Origin of the sequence: Arthrobacter pityocampae (assembly GCF_002927275.1) — a bacterium.
GTDB lineage: Bacteria > Actinomycetota > Actinomycetes > Actinomycetales > Micrococcaceae > Arthrobacter_D > Arthrobacter_D pityocampae.
On record NZ_PRKW01000005.1, the window covers coordinates 79,381 to 100,919 of the forward strand.

The 21,539-nt window shown below is 69.7% G+C and carries 22 protein-coding genes and 1 tRNA gene; 10 read left to right on the forward strand and 13 right to left on the reverse strand.

From position 1 onward, the window contains the following. Window positions 1–37: 37 nt before the first annotated feature. Together C4K88_RS11810 and C4K88_RS11815 are read right to left on the reverse strand one after the other, a co-directional pair. Entirely contained in the window at window positions 38–1,855 is a 1,818-nt protein-coding gene (locus tag C4K88_RS11810) for a glycoside hydrolase family 15 protein (protein ID WP_104121839.1), read from the reverse strand. A gap of 37 nt (window positions 1,856–1,892) precedes the next feature. Beyond that, window positions 1,893–2,765: a glycerophosphodiester phosphodiesterase gene (locus C4K88_RS11815; RefSeq protein ID WP_104121840.1), complete on the reverse strand. Its 873-nt coding sequence runs from the start codon at window positions 2,763–2,765 to the stop codon at window positions 1,893–1,895. 119 nt (window positions 2,766–2,884) lie between these two features. Here C4K88_RS11815 and C4K88_RS11820 point away from each other — a divergent pair, with 119 nt between their 5' ends. Further along, the gene (locus C4K88_RS11820) at window positions 2,885–4,132 is read left to right on the forward strand and encodes a DUF445 domain-containing protein (RefSeq protein ID WP_104121841.1); all 1,248 of its coding nucleotides are present in this window, start codon (window positions 2,885–2,887) and stop codon (window positions 4,130–4,132) included. Here the strand turns inward: C4K88_RS11820 and C4K88_RS11825 are convergent. Together C4K88_RS11825 and C4K88_RS11830 are read right to left on the reverse strand one after the other, a co-directional pair. Further along, complete coding sequence (locus C4K88_RS11825; RefSeq protein WP_241521891.1) at window positions 4,129–4,878, reverse strand: hypothetical protein; 750 nt, start codon at window positions 4,876–4,878, stop codon at window positions 4,129–4,131. The two genes, C4K88_RS11820 and C4K88_RS11825, sit on opposite strands and share 4 nt — an antisense overlap. Window positions 4,879–5,094: 216 nt before the next feature. Beyond that, window positions 5,095–5,364: a GlsB/YeaQ/YmgE family stress response membrane protein gene (locus C4K88_RS11830; RefSeq protein WP_104121843.1), complete on the reverse strand. Its 270-nt coding sequence runs from the start codon at window positions 5,362–5,364 to the stop codon at window positions 5,095–5,097. 359 nt (window positions 5,365–5,723) lie between these two features. Between C4K88_RS11830 and C4K88_RS11835 the strand changes: the two genes are divergently transcribed. The 5 genes from C4K88_RS11835 (at window position 5,724) to C4K88_RS11855 (ending at window position 10,391) form a co-directional block, all read left to right on the forward strand. After that, on the forward strand, window positions 5,724–5,978 hold the full coding sequence (locus C4K88_RS11835; protein WP_104121844.1) for a DUF6458 family protein: 255 nt from the start codon (window positions 5,724–5,726) through the stop codon (window positions 5,976–5,978). Window positions 5,979–6,173: 195 nt separating this feature from the next. Further along, window positions 6,174–6,941 (forward strand): DeoR/GlpR family DNA-binding transcription regulator, encoded by a 768-nt coding sequence (locus C4K88_RS11840; protein WP_104121845.1) that lies wholly within the window; start codon window positions 6,174–6,176, stop codon window positions 6,939–6,941. Then, window positions 6,938–7,957, forward strand: coding sequence for a 1-phosphofructokinase family hexose kinase (locus C4K88_RS11845; RefSeq protein WP_104121846.1), 1,020 nt, complete (start codon window positions 6,938–6,940; stop codon window positions 7,955–7,957). The genes C4K88_RS11840 and C4K88_RS11845 overlap by 4 nt, the downstream gene beginning before the upstream one ends. Beyond that, window positions 7,957–10,059, forward strand: coding sequence for a PTS fructose transporter subunit IIABC (locus C4K88_RS11850; protein ID WP_104121847.1), 2,103 nt, complete (start codon window positions 7,957–7,959; stop codon window positions 10,057–10,059). Before C4K88_RS11845 ends, C4K88_RS11850 begins: the two co-directional genes overlap by 1 nt. Before the next feature lie 53 nt (window positions 10,060–10,112). Next, window positions 10,113–10,391, forward strand: coding sequence for an HPr family phosphocarrier protein (locus C4K88_RS11855; protein ID WP_104121848.1), 279 nt, complete (start codon window positions 10,113–10,115; stop codon window positions 10,389–10,391). Window positions 10,392–10,646: 255 nt separating this feature from the next. Here C4K88_RS11855 and C4K88_RS11860 read toward each other — a convergent pair whose 3' ends face one another. The 5 genes from C4K88_RS11860 to C4K88_RS11880 form a co-directional block, all read right to left on the reverse strand. Then, the gene (locus tag C4K88_RS11860) at window positions 10,647–11,366 is read right to left on the reverse strand and encodes a hypothetical protein (RefSeq protein ID WP_104121849.1); all 720 of its coding nucleotides are present in this window, start codon (window positions 11,364–11,366) and stop codon (window positions 10,647–10,649) included. Next, window positions 11,363–12,100, reverse strand: a complete 738-nt coding sequence (locus C4K88_RS11865) for a helix-turn-helix domain-containing protein (protein ID WP_306418614.1) — start codon at window positions 12,098–12,100, stop codon at window positions 11,363–11,365. The genes C4K88_RS11860 and C4K88_RS11865 overlap by 4 nt, the downstream gene beginning before the upstream one ends. A gap of 167 nt (window positions 12,101–12,267) precedes the next feature. Beyond that, window positions 12,268–12,489 (reverse strand): hypothetical protein, encoded by a 222-nt coding sequence (locus C4K88_RS11870; RefSeq protein WP_104121850.1) that lies wholly within the window; start codon window positions 12,487–12,489, stop codon window positions 12,268–12,270. A gap of 250 nt (window positions 12,490–12,739) precedes the next feature. After that, on the reverse strand, window positions 12,740–14,008 hold the full coding sequence (locus C4K88_RS11875) for an endonuclease/exonuclease/phosphatase family protein (protein WP_104121851.1): 1,269 nt from the start codon (window positions 14,006–14,008) through the stop codon (window positions 12,740–12,742). A gap of 121 nt (window positions 14,009–14,129) precedes the next feature. Then, window positions 14,130–14,750 carry a hypothetical protein gene (locus C4K88_RS11880; RefSeq protein WP_104121852.1) on the reverse strand — a complete coding sequence of 207 codons (621 nt, stop codon included), beginning with the start codon at window positions 14,748–14,750 and terminating at the stop codon, window positions 14,130–14,132. 224 nt (window positions 14,751–14,974) lie between these two features. On the opposite strand from C4K88_RS11880, the gene C4K88_RS11885 reads away from it, so the two are divergent. Next, window positions 14,975–15,730 (forward strand): ZIP family metal transporter, encoded by a 756-nt coding sequence (locus C4K88_RS11885; RefSeq protein ID WP_104121853.1) that lies wholly within the window; start codon window positions 14,975–14,977, stop codon window positions 15,728–15,730. Window positions 15,731–15,792: 62 nt separating this feature from the next. Here C4K88_RS11885 and C4K88_RS11890 read toward each other — a convergent pair. Further along, window positions 15,793–15,869: transfer RNA gene (locus tag C4K88_RS11890), tRNA-Lys, on the reverse strand. Between the two features lie 142 nt (window positions 15,870–16,011). On the opposite strand from C4K88_RS11890, the gene C4K88_RS11895 reads away from it, so the two are divergent. From C4K88_RS11895 to C4K88_RS11905, 3 genes are all read left to right on the forward strand, one after another. After that, complete coding sequence (locus C4K88_RS11895; protein ID WP_104121854.1) at window positions 16,012–16,659, forward strand: hypothetical protein; 648 nt, start codon at window positions 16,012–16,014, stop codon at window positions 16,657–16,659. Between the two features lie 216 nt (window positions 16,660–16,875). Further along, entirely contained in the window at window positions 16,876–17,493 is a 618-nt protein-coding gene (locus C4K88_RS11900) for a DUF47 domain-containing protein (protein ID WP_104121855.1), read from the forward strand. Continuing rightward, window positions 17,494–18,504, forward strand: coding sequence for an inorganic phosphate transporter (locus C4K88_RS11905; RefSeq protein WP_104121856.1), 1,011 nt, complete (start codon window positions 17,494–17,496; stop codon window positions 18,502–18,504). It abuts the gene before it with no gap. A 184-nt stretch (window positions 18,505–18,688) separates the two neighbouring features. Here the strand turns inward: C4K88_RS11905 and pstB are convergent, their stop codons facing one another. The 3 genes from pstB to pstC are packed head-to-tail and all read right to left on the reverse strand — an operon-like array spanning window position 18,689 to window position 21,537. Next, window positions 18,689–19,468 (reverse strand): phosphate ABC transporter ATP-binding protein PstB, encoded by a 780-nt coding sequence (pstB, locus tag C4K88_RS11910; RefSeq protein WP_104121857.1) that lies wholly within the window; start codon window positions 19,466–19,468, stop codon window positions 18,689–18,691. Between the two features lie 30 nt (window positions 19,469–19,498). Next, entirely contained in the window at window positions 19,499–20,605 is a 1,107-nt protein-coding gene (gene pstA / locus C4K88_RS11915; RefSeq protein ID WP_104121858.1) for a phosphate ABC transporter permease PstA, read from the reverse strand. Further along, complete coding sequence (gene pstC / locus C4K88_RS11920) at window positions 20,605–21,537, reverse strand: phosphate ABC transporter permease subunit PstC (protein ID WP_241521893.1); 933 nt, start codon at window positions 21,535–21,537, stop codon at window positions 20,605–20,607. The genes pstA and pstC overlap by 1 nt, the downstream gene beginning before the upstream one ends. Window positions 21,538–21,539: the final 2 nt, after the last annotated feature.

Below are 21,539 nucleotides of genomic sequence, written 5' to 3' on the forward strand. Positions count from 1 at the left end.
GGCGGGAGCCCGGCCCTGGTGGCCGGGCTCTTGCCGTTCACGCCTGGTCCCGGGCCATCGCCTCGTAAGGGTCGGCCTTCCCGTTCGCCCGCTGCAGCGCGTCGGCGGCCCGCACGAGGGCGAGGTGCGAGAACGCCTGCGGGTAGTTGCCCGCCATGCGTCCGACGGCGGGGTCGTACTCCTCGGCGAGCAGGCCGAGTTCGTTCGCGTAGCCCACGAGCTGATCCATGAGCCGCGCGGCGTCGTCGGGCCTGCCGCCGTGCGCGTACTGCTCGACGAGCCAGAACGAGCAGGCGAGAAACGGGTGCTCCCCGGGTTCGAGGCCGTCGTCCGAATTGCCGGTGCGGTAGCGCAGCAGCAACCCGTGGCCGTCCAGGAGATCCGCCTCGATCCGCTCCACGGTGCCCAGCATCAGCGGGTCGTCGAAGCCGAGGAAGCCGACCTGCGGCAGCTGCAGCAGGGACGCATCCACCTCCGTCCCGCCGTACACCTGGGTGAACGAGCCCAGCTCGGCGTTGAAGCCGTGCTCCAGGATCTCCTTGCGCAGACCGTCCCGTATCTCCGTCCAGCGCTGCAGGTGGCCGGGCAGACCGTGGTCCCGGACCGCGCGCACGGCGCAGTCGAAGGCCGCCCACATCATCACCCGCGAGTGGGTGAAGTGCTGGGGCTCGCCACGCATCTCCCAGATCCCGTGATCCCGGTCGTGGAGGTGCTTCTCCGCGAACCCCAGAAGGGCACGCTGGAGCGGCCACGAGAAGCTGTCCTCGGTGACGCCGTGGATGCGCAGCTTCTCGAGCGCGACCATCACCTCGCCCACGACGTCGGCCTGGTATTGGTCGACGGCGCCGTTGCCCACGCGCACGGGCGTCGAGCCGGCGTAGCCGGGCAGGTGTCCGAGCTCGCGTTCGGGCAGGTGCCGCTCCCCGGCCAGCCCGTACATGATCTGCAGGTCGGCGGGATCCCCGGCAACCGCCCGCAGCAGCCAGTTCCGCCACTCCAGCGCCTCCTCGGAGAAGCCGTGCGTCATCATGGCCTCGAGCGTCAGGGCGGCGTCGCGGAGCCAGCAGAAGCGGTAGTCCCAGTTGCGGGAACCGCCGAACTGCTCGGGCAGGGACGTCGTCGGGGCGGCGACGATCCCGCCCGTGTCCTCGTGCGTGAGGGCCCGCAGGACCAGCAGGGAGCGCCGGACGGCGTCGGAGTAGTCCCCCTCGACCGTGCAACTGGCACCCCAGGCGCGCCAGTAGCTGATGGTGTGGTCGAGCGCCACGTCGACGTCCAGGGCGTCCGGCTTCCCGCGGTGCGAGGGGTACCACACGAGTTCCAGGTCGACGACGTCGCCCGCGCCCACCGTGAACGTTCCCTCGTGGCGATGGTCCCTGGCCTTCAGCCGCGGCCCCCGCAGGAGCAGCGCGTCGGGTCCGGCGATGGCCAGGAGGACCGGGCCGCCGTCGTGCGTCCCCTGCGTGACCCACGGCATGATGTCGCCGTACCCGAAGCGGATCTGCAACTCCTGCCGCATGGTGACGGTGCCCCGGAGCCCCTGGACCCGGCGCACCACGTTGGCCCGGCGGTCCGTGACCGGCATGAATTCGGTGACCAGCACCTCACCCTCGCCGGTCCGCCAGCGGGTCTGGAGGACGAAGGTCGAATCGATGTAGCTGCGCTCCACCACCTCGGCGTCCGCCGCCGGCGCCAGCAGCCAGCGGCCGTGCTGCGGCGTGCCGAGCATCGCGGCGAAGACCGACTCGGAGTCGAACCGGGGGAAGCTGAGCCAGTCCACGCTGCCCTTCCGGGAGACGAGCGCACCGGTGTGCAGATCGGACAGGAGCGCGTAGTCCTCGATCGGGGATTGCATCCTGCAACTCAATCACACGCCCGGCACGAGCGCGCGGTCAGCCGCGCTCGCTCCCGAAGGCCGCACTGATCCGTGCCGGGTAGTCCGTGGTCATCTCCTGCACCCCGAGCTCCGCGAGGTACAGTGCGTCCTTGACCGAGTTCACGGTCCAGACCCGCACCCGGACGCCGTCCTCGACCCAGCGGCGCACCCGTCCGCGATGGGTGCGCGTGTACCGCATGCCCGGCCCCACCATGCCCACCTGATGATGGTTCACGAGCTGCTCGCCCTCCCTCAGGGCGCGGCGCATGACGATGATCAGGGCCCCCTCCGTGATCGGGCCGAGGCGCAGCGCGTCGCGCACCTCCTGCGGCTTCAGGTCCGACACCAGCTGGCAGAGCACGTGGGCCGGCGCGGACTCGGCGAGCTGCCGCATGGAATCGGGGTTGAAGCTCATGAAGCTCACCTCGATGCTCCCGAGCATCGACGACTCCGGGTCCCACCCCTCGTCCATGAGGAAGGCGATCAGGGCATGTTCCAGCTGCAGGCCGAACGGGCTCGGGTGCTTCAGCTCGATCGCCAACCGGACCGGACGCCCCGCACGGCGCAGCAGCAGGATCAGGTCGGCGAGCGTGAGGAACTGCTCGGACACACCGCCGTACTCGGCCGGGATGCTCGCGCCCTTCCAGGAGGAGACGTCGAGCGCGCGCAGCTGCTCGAGCGTGTGGTCGGCCACCCGGCCGGTCCCGCTGGTGGTGCGGTCCAGGGTGGTGTCATGGATGCACACGAGCTGCTCATCCCGGGTCAGGTGGACGTCGCACTCGACGCCGTCGGCGCCGTCCGCGAGGGCCTGCAGGTAGGCAGCGCGGGTGTGTTCGGCGTAAGTGCCGCTGCTGCCGCGATGAGCGAAGATCACAGGAGGCACAGGCATCCCCTCACATGGTGTTCGATGTCCTCCCACGGTACGCGACCGCCCGATCGGGCGCCCATGGCCGCTGGACCACGGTGGGTTGGGCCCGCCCTCGATAGACTCGGGAGGTGGATGCTCAGATGACCGGGACCGATGTGGAGCGGGCCGCCGCCCTCCGCCGCATGAAGATGCTCGCCACCGGCCTGCTGGGTCTCATGGCGGTGATCTTCGTGGTGGCCTTCGCGCTGCAGGACACCTACCCCTGGCTGCAGTACGTCAGGGCTGCGGCCGAGGGCGGCATGGTCGGTGCGCTGGCCGACTGGTTCGCCGTCACAGCCCTCTTCAAGCACCCGATGGGCCTGAACATCCCGCACACCGCGATCATCCCGCGCAAGAAGGACCAGATCGGCGAATCACTGGGGCAGTTCGTGGAGGAGAACTTCCTCTCCGAGGACGTGGTGCGGGCCAAGCTGGACTCCGCGCGTATCGCCCAGAAGGCCGGCGCCTGGCTGACGAAGCCGGAGAGCGCCGACCGCGTGGCGGCGGAGGGAGCGGCGCTGATCCGCGGCATGTTCACGGTCCTCGATGACGACGCCGTGCAGGGCGTGATCGAATCCATGGTTCGGAAGCACCTGCTGGATCCGCCCTGGGGCCCGCCGATCGGTAGCATCGCCGAGCGGGTCTTCGAGGACGGTCACCACCACCAGCTGGTGGACCTGCTGGTGGACCGCGCCGCCGACTGGGTGGACGCCAACTACGCCGTGGTGACGCGGGTCGTCGCGCAGCGCTCCCCCACGTGGGTGCCGCGCCTCGTGGACGGCGTCGTCGGGGATCGCGTCCACGCGGAACTGTCGAAGTTCATCCGCGCCATCCAGGACGACCAGCAGCACGACGTCAGGCTCGCTATCGACAAATACCTCAGGGACCTGGCCCGGGACCTGCAGCACAAGCCCGAGACGATCGCGAAGGCCGAGGAGATCAAGGGCCAGCTGCTCGACGATCCCCGGGTCCGAGACCTCACCGCACGCACCTGGGCGACCATCAAGACCGCCCTCCTCGAGGCCGTCAATGACCCGGACAGCGAACTGACCTCGAAGTTCAAGGCGGCCATCCGCGACTTCGGGGCCCGCCTGACGAGCGACGCCGACCTCGCCCACCGCGTCAACCTATGGATCGCCGACGGCGCCTCCTACGCGGTGCGCACCTACCGCAGCGAGATCGCCGGCGTCATCTCCGAGACGGTGGGGCGCTGGGATGCCGAGGAGACATCGCGGAAGATCGAACTGCAGGTCGGCAAGGACCTGCAGTTCATCCGTATCAACGGCACCGTGGTCGGCTCGCTGGCCGGCCTGCTGATCTTCTCGGTGGCCCACGCGATCTTCGGTTAGGCCCGCTTCTTCCGCGGCTCGGGCAGCTGCAGCACCTCGGCCAGCTCCCCGGGAATGGTCCGCGGGAGCGGACCGAAGGCCTCCCGCGTGGTGCGGATGACGGACTTGCCCATGACGTGGTTGCCGCTCCCGCCGATCACGGCGCCGACGCCGAACGGCAGCGCGCGTCCGAGCATGAACCCGCCCTGCTTGGCGAGGAACTTCTTCATGAAGGTCCGCTGGATGGACCCGGTGAGGGTCTTCACGAGGGACGCCGGAGCGGACTTGTTGACCAGCTGACCCCAGTACTGGGGCGCTCCCTGCCCGGCGGACGCCCCCAGGACGGAGCGGATCAACGCGGTACCCTCCTGGCCCATGAGGATGGCCATGACCATGGTGCGGGACCGCTCCGGGTCCTCCGTGCGGACGCCGTGCAGTTCCGCGACCGACTCCGCGTAGAGCGCGGTGGCCTCGAGGAACCCGACCGTCGCGGCGGCGGACAGCCCGAGCGCGGCAACGGTGCCGACGGCGGGGACGGCGGCGGTCGCGCCGACGGCGACGCCGGTGAGCGTCGTCGCGCGCAGGTAGTCGCGCTCGAGCAGCCGCGTCAGCTCCGCGGGGGACGCCTCCGGATGGTGGCGGCGGAGTCGGTCGATGTTGGCGATGATCAGGGGGCGCTGGATGTCCAGGGCGCGTTCGATGCTCCGCAGGATGGCGGGCTTCGGGTTGCCGTCCTTGTCGAACAGCGTTCCGTTCGCAGCCTTCACGGCTTGGTTCTCCTTGTTACGGCCAAACATCGTGATCCTTCCGCGGGTGATCGGTGTGCTGCTGACAGAAATTCTAGGAGGGGTGTGCGCCGTCGTGCCGGTGTTCTGCTGCCGGCGCAGAGCGCCCCGGGGTGGGTCAACAGGAAAGGGCGCCGCCGGTGACCGGTGACGCCCTTTCGGCAACTGCTCCCCCACGGTGCAGTCGGTACTGCTGAACTAGACGCGCGAGCCCTTACGGCCGGTGACGGCACCGTAGATGACGAGCACGATCAGCGCGCCACCGATGGCCAGCAGCCAGGTGGAGAGATCGAAGAAGCCGTTGATGCTGACGCCGAAGATCGCACTACCGATGAAGCCGCCCAGCAGGGCGCCGACGACGCCGAGGACGAGGGTGATGACCCACCCGCCACCCTGACGACCCGGGAGGATGAGCTTTGCGATCGCGCCGGCGAGGAGGCCCAGAATAAGCCAACCGATAATTCCCATAAGATGCTCCTTGAGTGATATTCAGTGGGCCGCCCCGAGGGCGGACCACTGCCTGATAGTTCGATGCACCGGAGTGCAACTCGGTTCCAGTGTACTTCATCAGCCTGCTTAGGGTGGACTCCCTGCATCACGCTAACCCTACTTAGCATGGAGCCCCTACTTAGCATGGAGTGGGTGAATCTTCCCCAAATTGTTATGGACATAACAGCGGACGCGTCACCACACCTCCGGTGCACTCGCCCTACCGGCCCGTAGGATGACGCCAGGCGGGCCGCCCCGGGAGTGGGCGGCACTGGAAGCAGGGCCGCTGCATGAATACTTTCGAAACTCCCATCGGGCCCACTGAAGGAGTAACACTAATGCGCATTGGTTCTTCCATCTTTTTCATTGCACTCGGTGCAATTCTTGCTTTTGCTATTCAGGCCGAGGTCAATTTCGTCGACATCACCCTGGTCGGTTACATCCTCATGGCGGTCGGCGTGGTCGGCCTGATCGCCTCCCTCCTCCTCGCGGCCCCGCGCCGGCAGAACCGCGTCTCGGAGTCGCGATCCGTCGTCGACCCCACCACAGGGGAGACCATCACGCGCAACGAGGTCCGCGACTCGGGTCTCTGATCTCGACTCGCACACGAAAGGCCGGGACATCGTCCCGGCCTTTCGTGTATCTGCGTCTTCCTCCGCATGTGTCACTCCACGGATTCTCCGGCGACCAAAAAGTGCTTGACGTCACACCTAAGCGAAGATAGAGTCACTCAAACGAAGACAAAACCACATTCCGCTGGTTCCCCGGCGGCACGACGACGGAGTCCCATGTTCGCGGAAGAGCGGTACCGCCAGATCAGCAGCCTGGTCTCCGCCGACGGTCGCGTCACCGTCGCGGGGCTCTCCTCGCGCTTCGGGATCACCAAGGAGACCGTCCGGAGGGACCTCGCGCTCCTCGAGAACGACGGCGTCCTGCGGCGCGTCCATGGAGGCGCCATCGCCGGAAGCGGTGCGACGACGAACGAACCGAGCCTGTCGAGCCGCTCGGAGCAGCACTCCCCGGAGAAGAGGCGCATCGCGCAGGCAGCCCTTGCACTCGTCCCCGAGACCGGTGCCGTGGTCCTCGACGCCGGCAGCACCACCGGCGCCCTCGCGGATCTGCTCGTCGAGGAGGGCCGGACGGGCCTGGCCGTGATCACCCACTCCGTGCCGATCGCGGCCCTGGTCTCCGCCGCGGGCCTGAGCGTGGAGCTCGTGGGCGGTCGCGTCCGCGCACTGACCAGCGCCGCCGTCGGCAGCAGCACGGTGGCCCTGTTCTCCCGCCTCCGCGCGGACATCGCCTTCATCGGCGCCAACGGGCTCGCGGCGGGCTTCGGCCTCAGCACACCCGACCTGGACGAAGCTGCCGTGAAGACCGCCATCGTCCGTTCCGCCCGGCGCGTGGTGCTCCTGGCGGATTCGTCGAAGTTCGACGAGGAGACCCTGACCAGCTTCGCCTACCTGGAGGATATCGATGCCCTCATCACCGACCGAGCACCCGAAGGCCCCCTCGCCCGGGCCCTCTCCGACGCCGACGTGGAGGTGATCATCGCGTGATCGTGACCCTCACCGCGAACCCGAGCATCGACCGCACCGTCGAGCTGACCGCGCCCCTGGCGCGCGGCGCCGTCCAGCGCGCCGTCCACGTGGTGCAGGAGGCCGGCGGCAAGGGCGTGAACGTGAGCCGCGCCCTCGCCATGTCGGGCACTCCCACCCTCGCCGTCCTGCCGGGCGACGACGACGACGCGGTCCTCGCGGGCCTGCGCAGTATCTCCCTCCCGTTCCGCAACCTGCCCATCAAGGCAGGCCTGCGCATCAACACGGCGATCACCGAGCCGGACGGCACGACGACGAAGATCAACGAACCCGGCCCCGCACTCTCCCCCGCCCTTCTGGAGGAACTCCTCGCCGTCGTCGTCGCGGAGAGTGACGGCGCGGACTGGCTGGTCCTCGCGGGGTCCCTGCCCCCGGGGGTTCCGCCCACCTTCTACACGACCGTCACCGCTGCGGTGCGGGAGGCGTACGGACCGAAGGCTCCCCTCGTCGCGATCGACTCCAGCGGCGACCCCCTCACCGAGGCCGCTGCCGGCGTCCCTGCCCCGGACCTGCTGAAGCCGAACGCCGAGGAACTGAGCGAACTGACAGGTATCGGCACGGGCGACGAGCTCGAGCAGGACCACGATCTGGCCGCGACGGCCTGCGCGGTGCTCATCGCCGCGGGGGTGGGAGCGGTCCTGGCGACCCTGGGATCCAGGGGCGCCCTGCTCGTGACGGACGCGGGAGCGTGGCACGCCGTGCACCCGCCCGTCACGGCACGCTCCACGGTCGGTGCGGGCGATTCCGCACTGGCCGGCTACCTGCTGGCGCACTCCGCAGGAGAACGCCCCGAGGACTGCCTGCGCCAGGCCGTCGCCCACGGATCGGCGGCCGCCGCACTTCCCGGTTCCACTGTGCCGTCCCTCGATCTGACGACGCCGGCCGTCGTCACGGTCACACCCCTCAAGGTCACGCAGCCCGTGATCGTACCGAGCGCAATCGGGTCCATCGCAGGGCCCCAACAGGAGGAATTCTGATGTCCGACATCATCACCCCGGAGCTCGTGACTCTGGACCAAAACCTGGGGGAGAACCGTTCCTCGGTGATCCGCCATCTCGCGGAGCGGGTCGCCGCCGAGGGCCGCTCCACGGAGGTCGACGGCCTGTACGCCGACGCCCTCGCCCGGGAGGAGAAGACCTCGACCGGCATCCCCGGCGGCATCGCCATCCCGCACTGCCGCTCCACGGCCGTGTCGGAGGCGACCCTCGTCATGGCCCGCCTGTCCCCGCCCGTGGACTTCGGGGCCAAGGACGGCCCGGCGGACCTCGTGTTCTTCATCGCCGCCCCCGACGGAGCCGACCAGGAGCACCTGAAGCTGCTGTCCAAGCTCGCGCGGTCACTGATCAAGAAGGACTTCACCGCGTCGCTGCGCGCCGCACAGTCACCGGCCGACGTCGTCGCCCTCGTCAACGGCGCCCTCGGCCTCGGTGAGATGCCGGCCACCGGCACCGCCGGAGCCCACTCCGCCGGCACTCCCGCCGGGTCAGCCGCCGGCTCCCGCACGAGCGAGGCCGCCGCAACGCTCGGCACCTCGCCCGCCGGGACCGACGCCACGGGACCCGCCGTCGACACCGGGCGTGCCACGGACACGAAGGTGCGGCGCCTCGTGGCCGTGACCGCCTGCCCCACCGGCATCGCCCACACGTACATGGCGGCCGACTCCCTCGTCGCGGCGGCCAAGGAGCGCGGGATCGACCTCCAGGTCGAGACCCAGGGTTCCTCCGGCGCCACGCCGCTGGATCCCGCGGTCATCGCCGCGGCCGACGCCGTCATCTTCGCCGTCGACGTCGATGTCCGCGACAAGCAGCGCTTCGCCGGACTCCCCGTCATCAGCTCACCCGTCAAGCGCGGCATCGACGAGCCGGGCGAGATGGTGGAGGAGGCCATCGCCGCGGCCGGGAACCCGAACGCACGGCGCGTCACCGGCACGGCCGGGGACCAGCAGGCGGACGACGACGGCGGCCGGGACAGCGTGGGCAGCACGCTCAAGCGCGCACTGCTCACCGGTGTCAGCTACATGATCCCGTTCGTCGCCGGCGGCGGCCTGCTGATCGCGCTCGGGTTCCTCCTGGGCGGCTACCTCATCACCGAGACCGCGGACGCCGTGGTCCTCGAGAACAGCCTCACGAACCTACCGGCCGGAGGGCTCGGCGAGTACCTCGGGGCCGTGGCCTTCAAGATCGGCCAGTTGTCGCTCGGGTTCCTCGTCCCGGCCCTCGCCGGCTACATCGCGTACGCGTTGGCGGACCGTCCCGGCATCGCCCCCGGCTTCGTCGCCGGCGCGGTGGCCGGGTTCATGGGTGCAGGATTCCTCGGCGGTATCGTCGGCGGCCTGCTCGCCGGATACACCGCCATGATGATCGGCCGCCTGTCCGTGCCTCGCTGGCTCCGGAGCCTCATGCCGGTGGTCATCATCCCGCTCGTCGCCTCCATCGTGGCCTCCGGCCTGATGTTCCTCCTGCTCGGCGGACCGATCGCCGCGCTCACCGCCGGCCTCAATGACTGGCTGTCCAGCCTGACTGGCACGGCAGCCGTCGGCCTCGGCGTGATCCTCGGGCTCATGATGGCCATCGACCTCGGCGGCCCCGTCAACAAGGTCGCCTACTCCTTCGCCGTCGCCGGACTCGGAGCCGCATCGATCGACAACGTCGCACCCCTGCAGATCATGGCGGCCGTCATGGCCGCGGGCATGGTCCCGCCGCTCGCCATGGCCCTGGCCACCCTGCTCGACCGCAACCGGTTCACCGCGCCGGAACGGGAGAACGGGAAGGCCGCCTGGCTGCTGGGCGCCAGCTTCATCTCCGAGGGCGCCATCCCGTTCGCCGCTGCCGACCCGCTGCGTGTCATCCCGGCATCCCTGCTGGGCGCCGCGGCCACCGGCGCGATCATCATGGGAGCCGGCGTCACCTCGCAGGCCCCCCACGGCGGCTTCTTCGTGTTCTTCGCCATCGGCGACTTCCCGATGTTCCTACTTGCCATCCTGGTCGGGACGGTCATCTCGGCCCTCGCGGTGATCGCCCTCAAGCGCTACGCGACCCGCAAGACGCCGGCCCCCGCCACCGAGCCGGTTGCAGCCTGACCCCCGGTCGGCTTGGCTGTACCTGAACCCGTTTCACCAACAAGGAGCACATCATGGCAGAACGCAAGGCAACCGTCGCGAGTCGCGTGGGGCTGCACGCCCGTCCGGCATCGATCTTCGCAGAGGCGGCCGGCGAGCTTCCCCTCGAGGTCACCATCGCCATGGACGGCGAGCCCGCCGAGGAGGCCATGGACGCGTCGAGCATCCTGTCCCTCATGAGTCTCGGCGCCTCGCACGGCGATGTCGTCGTCCTGCGCGCCGAGGGTGACGGTGCCGAGAACGCGCTCGAGGCCCTGGCCCGCATCATCGAGACGGACCACGACGCCGCATAACCCGCACCACCGCGAAGGGCACCAGCCGCTGTCGATATGTAGCGGATGGTGCCCTTCGTGCGTCCCCCAGCGCGAGACCAACAGGTGGATCCACCCCGTTCTGATGGAAGCACCCGCCTGCCGGGTAACGATCCGCTGACCCCCCACGGAAAGCGGCAGTTACATAATCATAATTTTCGCACACGATCATGGAAACGTGAATACCCGCGGGACACAATTGCGTCACTCTTCCTGCACGGCGTGCAAACCGGCCCGTCAGGCGAGCTTGTTCGGGGAGTTGGAGGCCTTCCTGGCGGTGACACGGCTGACCCAGATGAGGCAGAGACCGAGGACGGTCAGCAGGATCGCCGAGAACGGCAGCAGGATGTCCCAGGACGTCGGGGGCAGGGGCGTCAGCCTCAGCAGCACGAACACCACCACGAGGGCGTAACCGCAGGCCACGAGGGCACACGCGAAGCGGTGGATGGGCCTGGCATGCCGGTCGAAGACTGCCAGCGCCGCCGGGACCACGAGGCAGGCGGCGACGTAGCCGGGATAGAGGCGACCGACGGCGCCGTACTGCCGCACGGTGTCCTGATCGTCGAAGGCGCGCAGACCGGTCGAGCTTCCTCCGAGCTCACTGGACACGAAGAAGTAGAGCGTCGCCGCGACGGTCAGGGCCACGATCGACAGGCCGAAGGGACCGACGATCAGGCGCCGGGCGCGGGCGGCGTCGAAGGCCGCGGCCATCCGGATGCCGAAGAGGAGGAAGACGGCGTACAGGGCGAGGCGCAGCAGGAGGTTCGCGACGTTGCCTCCGCCGAGGACCGCATCCACCGCCAGGTAGATGGGATCGAGGGAAAGGCCGACGGCGAGGGTGAGGAGCACGAGCGCCATGAACATGGTGCGCCCCCGGCCCTCCCGCAGCCCCGGGACACGGACCGCGGCTCCGGCGGCGCAGAGGCCGAACGCCGCCCACTGGATCGTCGTCGTCATCCCAGGTTCTCCCACATGGCGCGGTCCTTGCCGTCGTCGAGCTCGGCCCGCCGGATCTGCTTGCCGAGGACGTCGAGGCGGTCGCGGGCGAGGAAGACGAGGTCGAGGTCGCTCATGGCGCACAGGGCCCGCGCACGCCCGTCCTCCGGCCAGCCCCCCTCGTGCGGCGTCAGCAGCCCGGTGACCACGAGCCCGCTCGTGAGGGAGACGCCGGCGATCCTGGCGGCCTCGACGGCGATCTCGGGGGCGAGTCGGCCCGCCGTGAGCTGCGCGGACAGGTTCTGGCGGGCGACGCCGGTGCTGGCCGCCACCTGCTGGCGGATGTCACCCGGATCGATCGCCTCGATCCAGGCCCGCACCGAGTTGCGGTGCGGGAAGGGGGCGAGGTCCAGTTGCAGGTCCGCCCCCGCGCATTCCTTGTCCTCGCTGCGGGCCACGAGCAGCCGAAGGATGTCGATGTGCGAGACCTGGCTGACGAGTTCCGCGTCGGTGGGCATCCGGATTCCTGCCGCGAGACCGGCGTAGCCCTCGAACTCGGCGAGCGCCTCCGCCGGCGGGAGGTCGTAGGCGCGGGCGATGGCCACGATGGTCGGCGCCGACACCTTGCCCCGGACGAGCTGCTGGGCAAGGGTGGATCGCTTGATGCCCGCGACCCTGCAGAGGTCGGTCACCGTGTCCTCGGGTGCGATTCGGGAACGCCACAGCTGGAACGCCTTGGCTGTGACGGCCATCATCACCTTTCGATTGGACTTTCCGGTCTTCCGTCGAAGTATACTGAGATCGCTGGCTCCGAGTTCTGCGATTCCCCCATACGCAGAACTCGGAGCCAGCTCCAGTTAACCGGCCGTTCCCGTCCGACCGGCAGTTCCCGTCGGGACGGCCGGAGCCGCCCGCGCCGGGCCTACCAGCGGACCTTCTTCTCCTTCTTCCCCTGCTTGCTGCTCTCGTGCGCGGCCTTGGCGTGGCCGGCGCCGGTCGCCGCAGTGGGGCTGGCGGCATGGTTCTTCTTCGCCAGGGCGAGCTGCGCACGGGGGTCGTCCTGCAGCTTCCGGGCGGCAGGGGTCCTGTCGGTGGCGGACGACGCGGCGTCCGAGGGCTGTTGGTTCCGGGGTGTGGCGGTCATGGTGTTCCTTTCGAGGTTCGGGGGCCCTGGAACACGTCTGGACAGGCCGACACACGGGACGCGGGAAGACCGCGCCGTCCGTGCTGGGAGGACCGGACACATTCAGTGGGCGCCCTTGGAGAGTGTCATCGACAAGTGGCGTGGAGCTCGACCGAAGCCGGCTCACCTACTGGAAAAGAAGTGTCCTCATGCCCTCGACCGTACACCCGGCCGACGCGACGGGACAAGGGACCGATCCGGTCCGGCGTCCCTAGCGTCGGCGGAGGCCGTGCAGCGTGACGTCGGCGAAGACCAGGCGGTGATCGCTCGTGGGGAAGGGGAAGATCCCGGTCAGTTCCGAGCCCGGCATGCCTGCCCGCGGCCAGAACACGCCCGCTGCCGCGACCTGCAGTGTGCTTGACGGGAGGACGTAGTCGGCGCGGATGTTGCCGGTGTCGAGATCCTCGACGTCCGCGGTGTCGAGGCGGGGATCGCTCCGGTGGTCGGCGTTCGCGCCGCCCTGGAGCGCTGAGGCCTCACCGGCCCCGTCCGACGACGGCAGCGGATCCTGCACCAGCCTGTTGTCGAGCAACCGGCCGATCGACGTTTCCCGTGCATCGCCGTCGAGCGGGTCGCGACCCAGGTCCCCCAGCACGACGAAGCGTTCGCCGCGCTGGAGTCCCCCAACCGCCCCGGCGTCGTCGTGGATGTAGGAGGCATCGGGCCCGCCGGTGACGTAGTCGGACCAGAAGCGGATCTCGTCGCTGTTGCGCCTGCCGTTGCGGTCCTCCACGTCGTCGGAGACGGGGGGCGTGGGATGGCTGGCCAGCACGTGGACGGCCTTCCCTCCCACGCTCACCGGCACGTCCCAGTGGGAGGTGCTGGAGAGCGGGAGCGCGGCGAGCTCGCTCTTGGAGTACCAATCCTCAGGGGCCTCCGTGACCGGGTTGTCGGGAAGAAGCGCGCCGGGCATGTCCTTCCACAGGAAGCGCTGGAAGGTCCGCGCCGACTCCGTGAGGATCGGGTGCCGGGAGTAGATGACCATGCCGGACTGGCCCTCGAACGCGCCGAACCCGAGAGCGTCGCCCGCTCCGCCCACGGAGCCGTCGTTGTCGAGGTCGTGCCCGCTGGGGACACCCGTGTTCGACGGCGCCGTGTACACGTAGGGGTAGTCGAGCGGGGCCTTGCCGTTCTGGCCGATCGACAGGTAGTTCCGGTTGAACAGGTCGGCGGCCCGGTTCCCCGGGGCGTAGTCGAACTCGTTGAGGAGCACCACGTCGGGGCGGGTGATCTGGAGGACCTCGGCGATGGATTTCGCCTGCGCGTCGTCGGGCGTCCCCAGGTCCCGCACCAGCTCACCGGCCGCGGACCGGTTCAGGCTCGCGTTGTACGTGGCGAAGCGGACCTCCTGCCGGGCACCCTGGCCGGCGGGGACCACGGCGAGCGCGTCGTCCGTGGATCCCGCGACGGCGAGGGGAGCGGGCACCGCGAGGAGAGAGACGGTCAGCAGACCGGTCACGCAGCGTGCCAGGAGTCGCATCGCTTCCCTCCTCGGGTCGGGGATGACGCCGCCCGCGGCCGCGCCCTGCCCCGGGCTGTTCGCTCGGGTAACTAGAGCCTAACGGCGGGAAGCGACGGGGAGCAGACCCGGAGGTAACGATTCAGGGGCGACCCGGGCCGGCCCGGTGTCGCCCCCGGCGGGGTGCCCCGTGGGCGCCGAGATGGTGCTCGGCGGCGTCGAACGCCTGCTCGAGACCGGCCACCGCGGCCGCATACCGTGCCGCCGTGGCGTCGTCGGCCGGGGAGGACGCCACGGCGTCGGAGGCCGTGCTCGCACGACGGACGGCCTGCACCACGGGGCGCACGGCCGGGTTCCCGGGATCGTGCATGCCCGGGTAGTCGACGGCCTTGCCGGGATCGACGTCGTAGTCCGCCCAGCGCCGCAGCACGGCGTCGTGACGGCGCTGCAGGGCCTCCCTCACCGCGGCCCGTGAGGACTCTTCGGCGCGACGGCGCCGCCGATCGTGGCGGTACCAGACCCAGGCGACGGCGGCGGAGGAGGAGGCGACGCCCACCGCGACCGCGAGCGACGCCGCACCGAGCGCTCCGGCGACGACGCCCGCCCCCACGATGGCCACGGCCCCGCCGAAGGCGAGCCAGAAGGGGTCATCCGTCTCACCGCCCCGCTGGGACACGGCGTCGATGCGCCAGGCGGTCAGTGCGGCGGCGCCGACCATCGTGGCACAGGCGGCCAGGCTGCCCATCAGGGCGACGGCGTCCATGGATCCCTCTCCGGTACGGCTCGGCGGGCCCCCGGCGCACCCACCGTGCACTAGCTCCTACCAGTTCAAACGAGCGGGCGCCCCGAGTCAATCCCCGTCCGGGGCGGGATTTCCCGGTGCCCCGGACGGTGCGGCGTCGGACTGTGGCAGGCTGGAAGAGGTCCGCCCGCGCCGCTTCCTGTGGCGCCCTGCGTCATCGGGGCGGCCTGTCGGAGGAGGGTTTCGTGCCGCTGTGGATGCAGGCATTCGCCTGGGGGGCGATCGCCGGAGGGGCACTGCTCATCGGGTCCGCCATCGCGTGGCGGTGGACGGTGCCTCCGCAGGCGGTGGCCTTCGTGATGGCCTTCGGCGCCGGCGTCCTCATCTCGGCGCTGGCCTTCGAGCTCGTCGGTGAGGCCCAGGAGACCGGCGGGCTGGTGCCGACGATGAGCGGGTTCCTCGTCGGGGCGCTGGTCTATGTGGCCGCCAACGGAGCACTGGCCCGGCTGGGAGCCCGGCACCGCAAGAGATCGGGCGGACAGCAGCCCTCCGAGACCGAGGTGTCGGGCAGCGGCAACGCCATCGCGCTCGGGGCGCTGCTCGACGGCATCCCGGAATCGGTCGTCCTCGGGCTCGGCCTCGTGGGGGGCGGGTCGGTGAATCCCGCCGTCCTGGTCGCGATCTTCATCTCGAACGTCCCCGAAGGGCTCTCGAGCACCGCCGGGATGAAGCGCTCCGGGCGCAGTTCCCGCTACGTCTTCGGGCTGTGGGGCGGTATCGCCGTCGTCTCCGGTCTCGCGTCGCTGGTGGGCTACACCCTGCTGGCGGGCGCCTCCGGGGTCACGATCGCCTTCATCACGGCGATCGCCGCCGGCGCCATCCTCGCGATGGTGGCCGACACGATGATCCCGGAAGCCTTCGAGCGGCAGCACATGCTGACCGGGCTCATCACGGCCCTCGGCTTCCTCGTCGCCTTCGTGGTCCACGCCCTGTCCGGCTGATCCTGGCAGGGGTTGCGGAGACGACGAAGGGCCCCGGCCTCGCCGGGGCCCTTCGTCGTGGCTGGTGGGCCCTGTGGGGCTCGAACCCACGACCCACGGATTAAAAGTCCGTTGCTCTAGCCAACTGAGCTAAGGGCCCGTGCCATGCACCGGGAGACCGCATCCGCAGGATGCCGTCGTCGGGCACCGACCCGCCTACTTTATCGCAATCGTCCCCGCCCCGATGACGGCTCCGGGGCCGCGCCGCCTTGCTTGAAATCGCCCAGGAGTATCCTCGTTCCATGGACGGCGAATACACGAACAACAGCCCGCGGCCCCACAAGCCGAAGCCATTCGCCCCTGCAGACTTCGAGGTGTTCGCAGGGGGGATCGACCCGTCGAGGGTCTCCGAGGCAGCCCATATGGCGGCTCACGCCCTGGTTCGTCACGGTCGGGGCTCCGACGATCCCGACGTGACGCGCCGGCTCGTCGAACTCGCCGACCAGCAGGGCCTGGACGCCATTGCGGAGATGTGGGCCGCGAGCCCGCCGCGGTCCCTCCCGGGTGCCCTGTGGCGCCTCTACGCGCTCCGCGCGGCCACCCAGCAGAACCCCGAGCGCATGGCCTCGTACTTCGCCTCCGGCAAGGAGGCCGCGCAGGTCTCGAAGGTCGTGGCCGGCGTCGCCGAGCCGCCGGGTGCCGAGGAGATGGCCGCGATGGCCGACACCATCCTGTCGGGGGCGTTCGAGGGGGAGTTCGACGTCGCGCTCGAACGCTTCGCCGCGTTCTGCCGCGTCGTCGCGCTGGGACAGGCGAACCACGCCGACGCCGCCGAGGCCGGCAACGGCCCGCATGCCACGAAACTCACCCGCAACTCGCATCAGCTGATCAAGACGGCCGAGGATCTGGAGCACGCCGCGGCGTCCTGGCGGCGCGGCGAACTCGACTGAAGGTCCCGCTCCGGAACCGATGTTGACAGCAACACCGGCGGAGGCAAGACTTAAGTCGGCGTCGGACCGTGGAACCCCCGGGCTTCAACACTCAGCCGCTTCGAGCGGCCTTCCGCCGAGAGGCGCTCCCGGTTCGACGCCACTACTCTGCCCTCCCGCACCCCGCGTGGCCGCTGTCGGTCTGCCGACAGCCCGCGTCCTTCTGAGGAAGACTCCGTGAAACTACGCCTCTTCCCGCAGGAGAATGCTGGGCTGGAACTCCTCTCCCGCATGGCCCGGCAACTCGTGCTCGGTGTGGGGACCATGTCCGCCATCCTCGGGGCGTCCACCCAGGAGTACGACCGCCTGTCGGAGGAACTCCACCAGCACGAGTCGGCGTCGACGGACCTGCACTTCGCCCTCCTGACCTCCATGCGGACCTCCTTCATCAACCCGCTGCCCCGCGAGGACCTGTACGCCCTGTCCCGCCTGCTCAACGAGGCCATCGAGAAGCTCGACGGCGCCGGCGAGCTGATCGCCCTGTACAAGCTGAGCAAGCTCAGCCACCGGGCCGCGGATCAGCTCGAGGTGATCAGCCGGCAGGCCGAACTGACCGCCGTCGCCATGCAGCACCTGAACTCGATGGACGACCTCGAGGAGTACTGGATCGAGATCCTGCGGTTGGCGCGGCGGGCGGAGAAGACGCACCGCAGCTGGTGCGCCGAACTCCTCGCCGACCACAAGGCGCTCGTCTATGCGCGGCACCGCGACGTCGCCAACCAGCTCGTCGACGTCGCCAGGGACATCCGGCGGGTGGCAACCCAGGTGGGCAGCATCCTCGTCAAGGAATCGTAGGTGGAGCCGCTCCTCCTCGGCGCGGTGGTCATCGCCGCAGGCGGCTTCGCCTTCCTCAACGGCTTCCACGACGTGTCCAACTCGGTGGCCGCCGCCGTACGCACGCGGGCGCTCACGCCCACCGTCGCCGTCCTGCTCGCCGCGCTCTTCAATTTCGTCGGGGCGCTGCTCAGCACGGCGCTCGCGCTGTTCTTCACGGAAGCAGCCATCGGACTCCCCTCCGGGCCGACCGGGCTCGGCGTCCTCATGGCGGCCCTGCTCGCCGCCTGCCTCTGGGGCGTGCTCACCTGGTATCGCGGCATGCCGTCGTCGTCGACCCACGCCCTGCTCGGGGGCATCCTCGGCGCGGGAGGCGCGTCGCAGCTGACGAACGGGCCGGCGATGAGCGGGGCGGGGCAGGCGCTTCTGCTGCAGATCGCGGTGCCCCTCGTGCTCTCCCCGATCATCGCCTACCTCCTCGCCTACGCGGCGGTCTTCCCCGCCACCTGGCTGCTGCGTCACGGATCGCCTGCGAGGGTGAACCGCGGGAACCGCATGGCGCAGTCCGTCCTGGCCGGGACCTCCGCGCTGGGTCACGGACTGCAGGACGGGCAGCGGACCATGGCGGTCATCCTGCTGGCCCTGGTCGGCTCGGGTTACGCGGCAGGCTCCGAGATGCCCCTGTGGGTCCAGCTGTTCGCCGCCGTGCTCCTGGCGGCGGGCTCCCTCTTCGGAGGATGGCGGATCACCCACACCCTCGGCAGCCGTCTGGTGCACATCGACCCGCTGCGCGGCATGACGGCGCAGGGAATGAGCTCGGCGATGCTGTTCATCGGGGCCATCTCCCTGCACATGCCGCTCTCGAGCACGCACACAATGGCGGCGGCGATCGTCGGCTCCGGCGCGAACCAGCGGTTCGCCTCCGTGCAGCGCCCATGGGTGGTCAGGATCCTCGTCGTGTGGCTCGGGACGACCCCGGCCACCGCCCTCCTGGGGGCTGTCTTCTTCCTGGCACTGAGTCCGCTCCTGTAGGGCTGCCTTTCGGGGAGGGCCGCCGCGGCGGGCGCGCAAACCCGGCGTAACGTTCCCACGGGTCTGGACGCCCGCCGCGGCGGTCCGCACGACGAGATCGACGACGGACGGCCGCATCGCCCGTTGCCGGAGACGACGACGGCGACCCCCTCGGGAGCCGCCGTCGTCCTGCCGTCCGGGGTGCCTACCCGAAGCGGCCTGAGACGTAGTCCTCGGTGGCCTTCACGGAAGGGTTGTTGAAGATCGTGGTGGTCTCGTCGTACTCGATGAGCTTGCCCGGCTTGCCCGTCCCGGCGATGTTGAAGAACGCCGTCTTGTCGGACACGCGCGCCGCCTGCTGCATGTTGTGGGTGACGATCACCACGGTGTACTGGGCCTTGAGCTCGTTGATGAGGTCCTCGATGGCCAGCGTGGAGATGGGGTCCAGCGCCGAGCACGGCTCGTCCATCAGGATCACCTGGGGCGAGACCGCGATGGCCCGCGCGATGCACAGGCGCTGCTGCTGCCCGCCGGAGAGTCCCGATCCGGGGCGGGCCAGACGGTCCTTGACCTCGTTCCACAGGTTGGCGCCACGCAGCGACTTCTCCACGAGGGCGTCGGCGTCGGACTTGCTGATGCGCTTGTCGTTGAGCTTCACGCCCGCCAGCACGTTGTCGCGGATGGACATCGTGGGGAACGGGTTGGGGCGCTGGAAGACCATGCCGATCCGTCCGCGTACGGTCACCGGGTCCACGGCGGAGTCGTACAGGTTGTCGCCGTCGAGCAGCACCTCACCCTCGACGCGCGCACCGGGGATGACCTCGTGCATGCGGTTGAGGGTGCGGAGGAACGTGGACTTGCCGCAGCCCGAGGGGCCGATGAAGGCCGTCACCGAGCGGGCGTCGATGTTGATGGTGACGTCCTCCACGGCAAGGAACTTGCTGTAGTAGACGTTCAGGTCCTTGACGTCGATGCGATTGGACATGGGTTCCTTCGGGTCGGTGGCCGCGCGTGGTCAGCGGCTGGTCTTGGGGGCGAACATGCTGGCGATGAGGCGGGCACCGAGGTTCAGCAGCATCACCATGAGGATCAGCAGGAGTGCCGCGGCCCAGGCGCGCTGGGTACTCGGATCGGGCGCCGTCGGGGATGTCGGCGTGAGGATCTGGTAGTAGATGAAGGTGGGGAGGGTGCCCATCCAGCCACTGAACACGTTCCAGTTGATGGAGCTCGCGAACCCCGCGGTCACGAGGATCGGGGCGGTCTCGCCGATGACCCGGGCGATCGACAGGGTCACGCCCGAGGCGATGCCGGAGATCGCCGTCGGGATGACCACCCGTGTGATGGTGCGCCACTTGCGGACACCCAGCGCGTACGCGGCCTCCCGCAGCTCGTTGGGCACGATCTTCAGCATCTCCTCGGTGGAGCGGACCACCACCGGGATCATGAGGACGGAGAGGGCGACGGCGGCCACGAACCCGGTGCGGGTGCCCGGACCGAACAGGAGCGCGAAGAGGGCCGCGGCGAACAGGCCGGCGACGATGGAGGGGATGCCGGTCATGACGTCCACGAAGAACGTGATCGCCCGCGCGAGGCGATTGCCCTGCCCGTACTCGACGAGGTAGACGGCGGTGAGCAGGCCGATGGGTACGGAGATCAGGGTGGCCCAGAAGGTGATGAGCAGCGTGCCGATCACGGCGTGGTAGGCGCCGCCCAGGACCGGCGTGCCGTTCTCGACCGACGCGTTGTCCACGGCGCCGGTCACGCCGTTCATCGAGGTGAACAGGAAGTTGTAGCTCAGGCCGGGGATGCCGCGCTCCAGGACGGTCCAGAGGACCGACACGAGGGGGAGCAGTGCCAGCAGGAAGGCCCCGTACACGAGGAACGTGACGAGGCGGTCCTTGGCCCGGCGCTCACCCTCGCCGACCGCGGTGACGATGGTGGCCGTGACGACGAAGACGACGGCCGTGATGACGGCCCAGCCGACGACGCTGAACCCGATCAGGGCGGACAGCGCGGCACCGAGGACGACGGAGGCCGCGAGGACCACCCAGACCGCGTAGGAAGGGAGGCGTCCGCGCGTGAGCTGGGACTGACGACGCTGGAGCGTCTGGTTCGCTGCCATTAGTTAGCTCCCGAGAATTCTTTGTGCCGGGTGATGATGAACCGGGCGATCATGTTGACGATCAGCGTGATCACGAAGAGCACGAGGCCCGCGGCGATGAGTTCGTTGAGTCGCAGGCCGAACGCCTCCGGGAAGTTCAGGGCGATCTCGGCGGCGATGGTCTGGTTGCCCGTCTTCACGAGGCTGGCCACGAGCGCGCCCGGCGACAGGACCAGCGCCACGGCCATGGTCTCCCCCAGCGCGCGGCCGAGGCCGAGCATCGTGGCGCTGATGATGCCGGGCCGCGCGAACGGCAGGACCGCCATGCGGACCATCTCCCAGCGGGTGGCGCCCATCGCGAGCGCCGCCTCCTCGTGGAGGCTCGGGGTCTGCAGGAAGATCTCCCGGCTGAGGGAGGTGATGATCGGGATGACCATCACCGCGAGCACGATCCCGACGGTGAGCATCGTCTTGCCGGTCTGGCTGGCGGGCCCCGTGAAGATCGGGATCCAGCCGAGGTTCTCGGCGAGCCAGGCGTAGACGGTGGCGAGCTGCGGCGCGAGGACGATATAGCCCCAGGCGCCGTAGATCACCGACGGGATCGCCGCGAGCAGGTCGATGACGTACCCGAAGGCCCGCGCGAGCCGGCGCGGGGCGTAGTGCGAGATGAACAGGGCCACGGCGATGGCGATGGGCGTCGCGATCACCAGCGCGATGGTCGCGGCGATGACCGTACCGATGATGATCGGGACGATGTAGGCGGCGAAGCCCTCGCCGCCCGTGATCTCGGTGGGGTCGGCGGTGAACGTCGGGGCGGCCTGTACGAGCAGGAACACTGCGACGCTGAAGAGCACTGCCAGGATCAGGACGCCGGCGGCGAGGGAAACGCCGGAGAAGATCTTGTCGCCTGCGCGGCCCCGATCGGTCGGCTCTTTCAGCGAATTGGTTGACACGT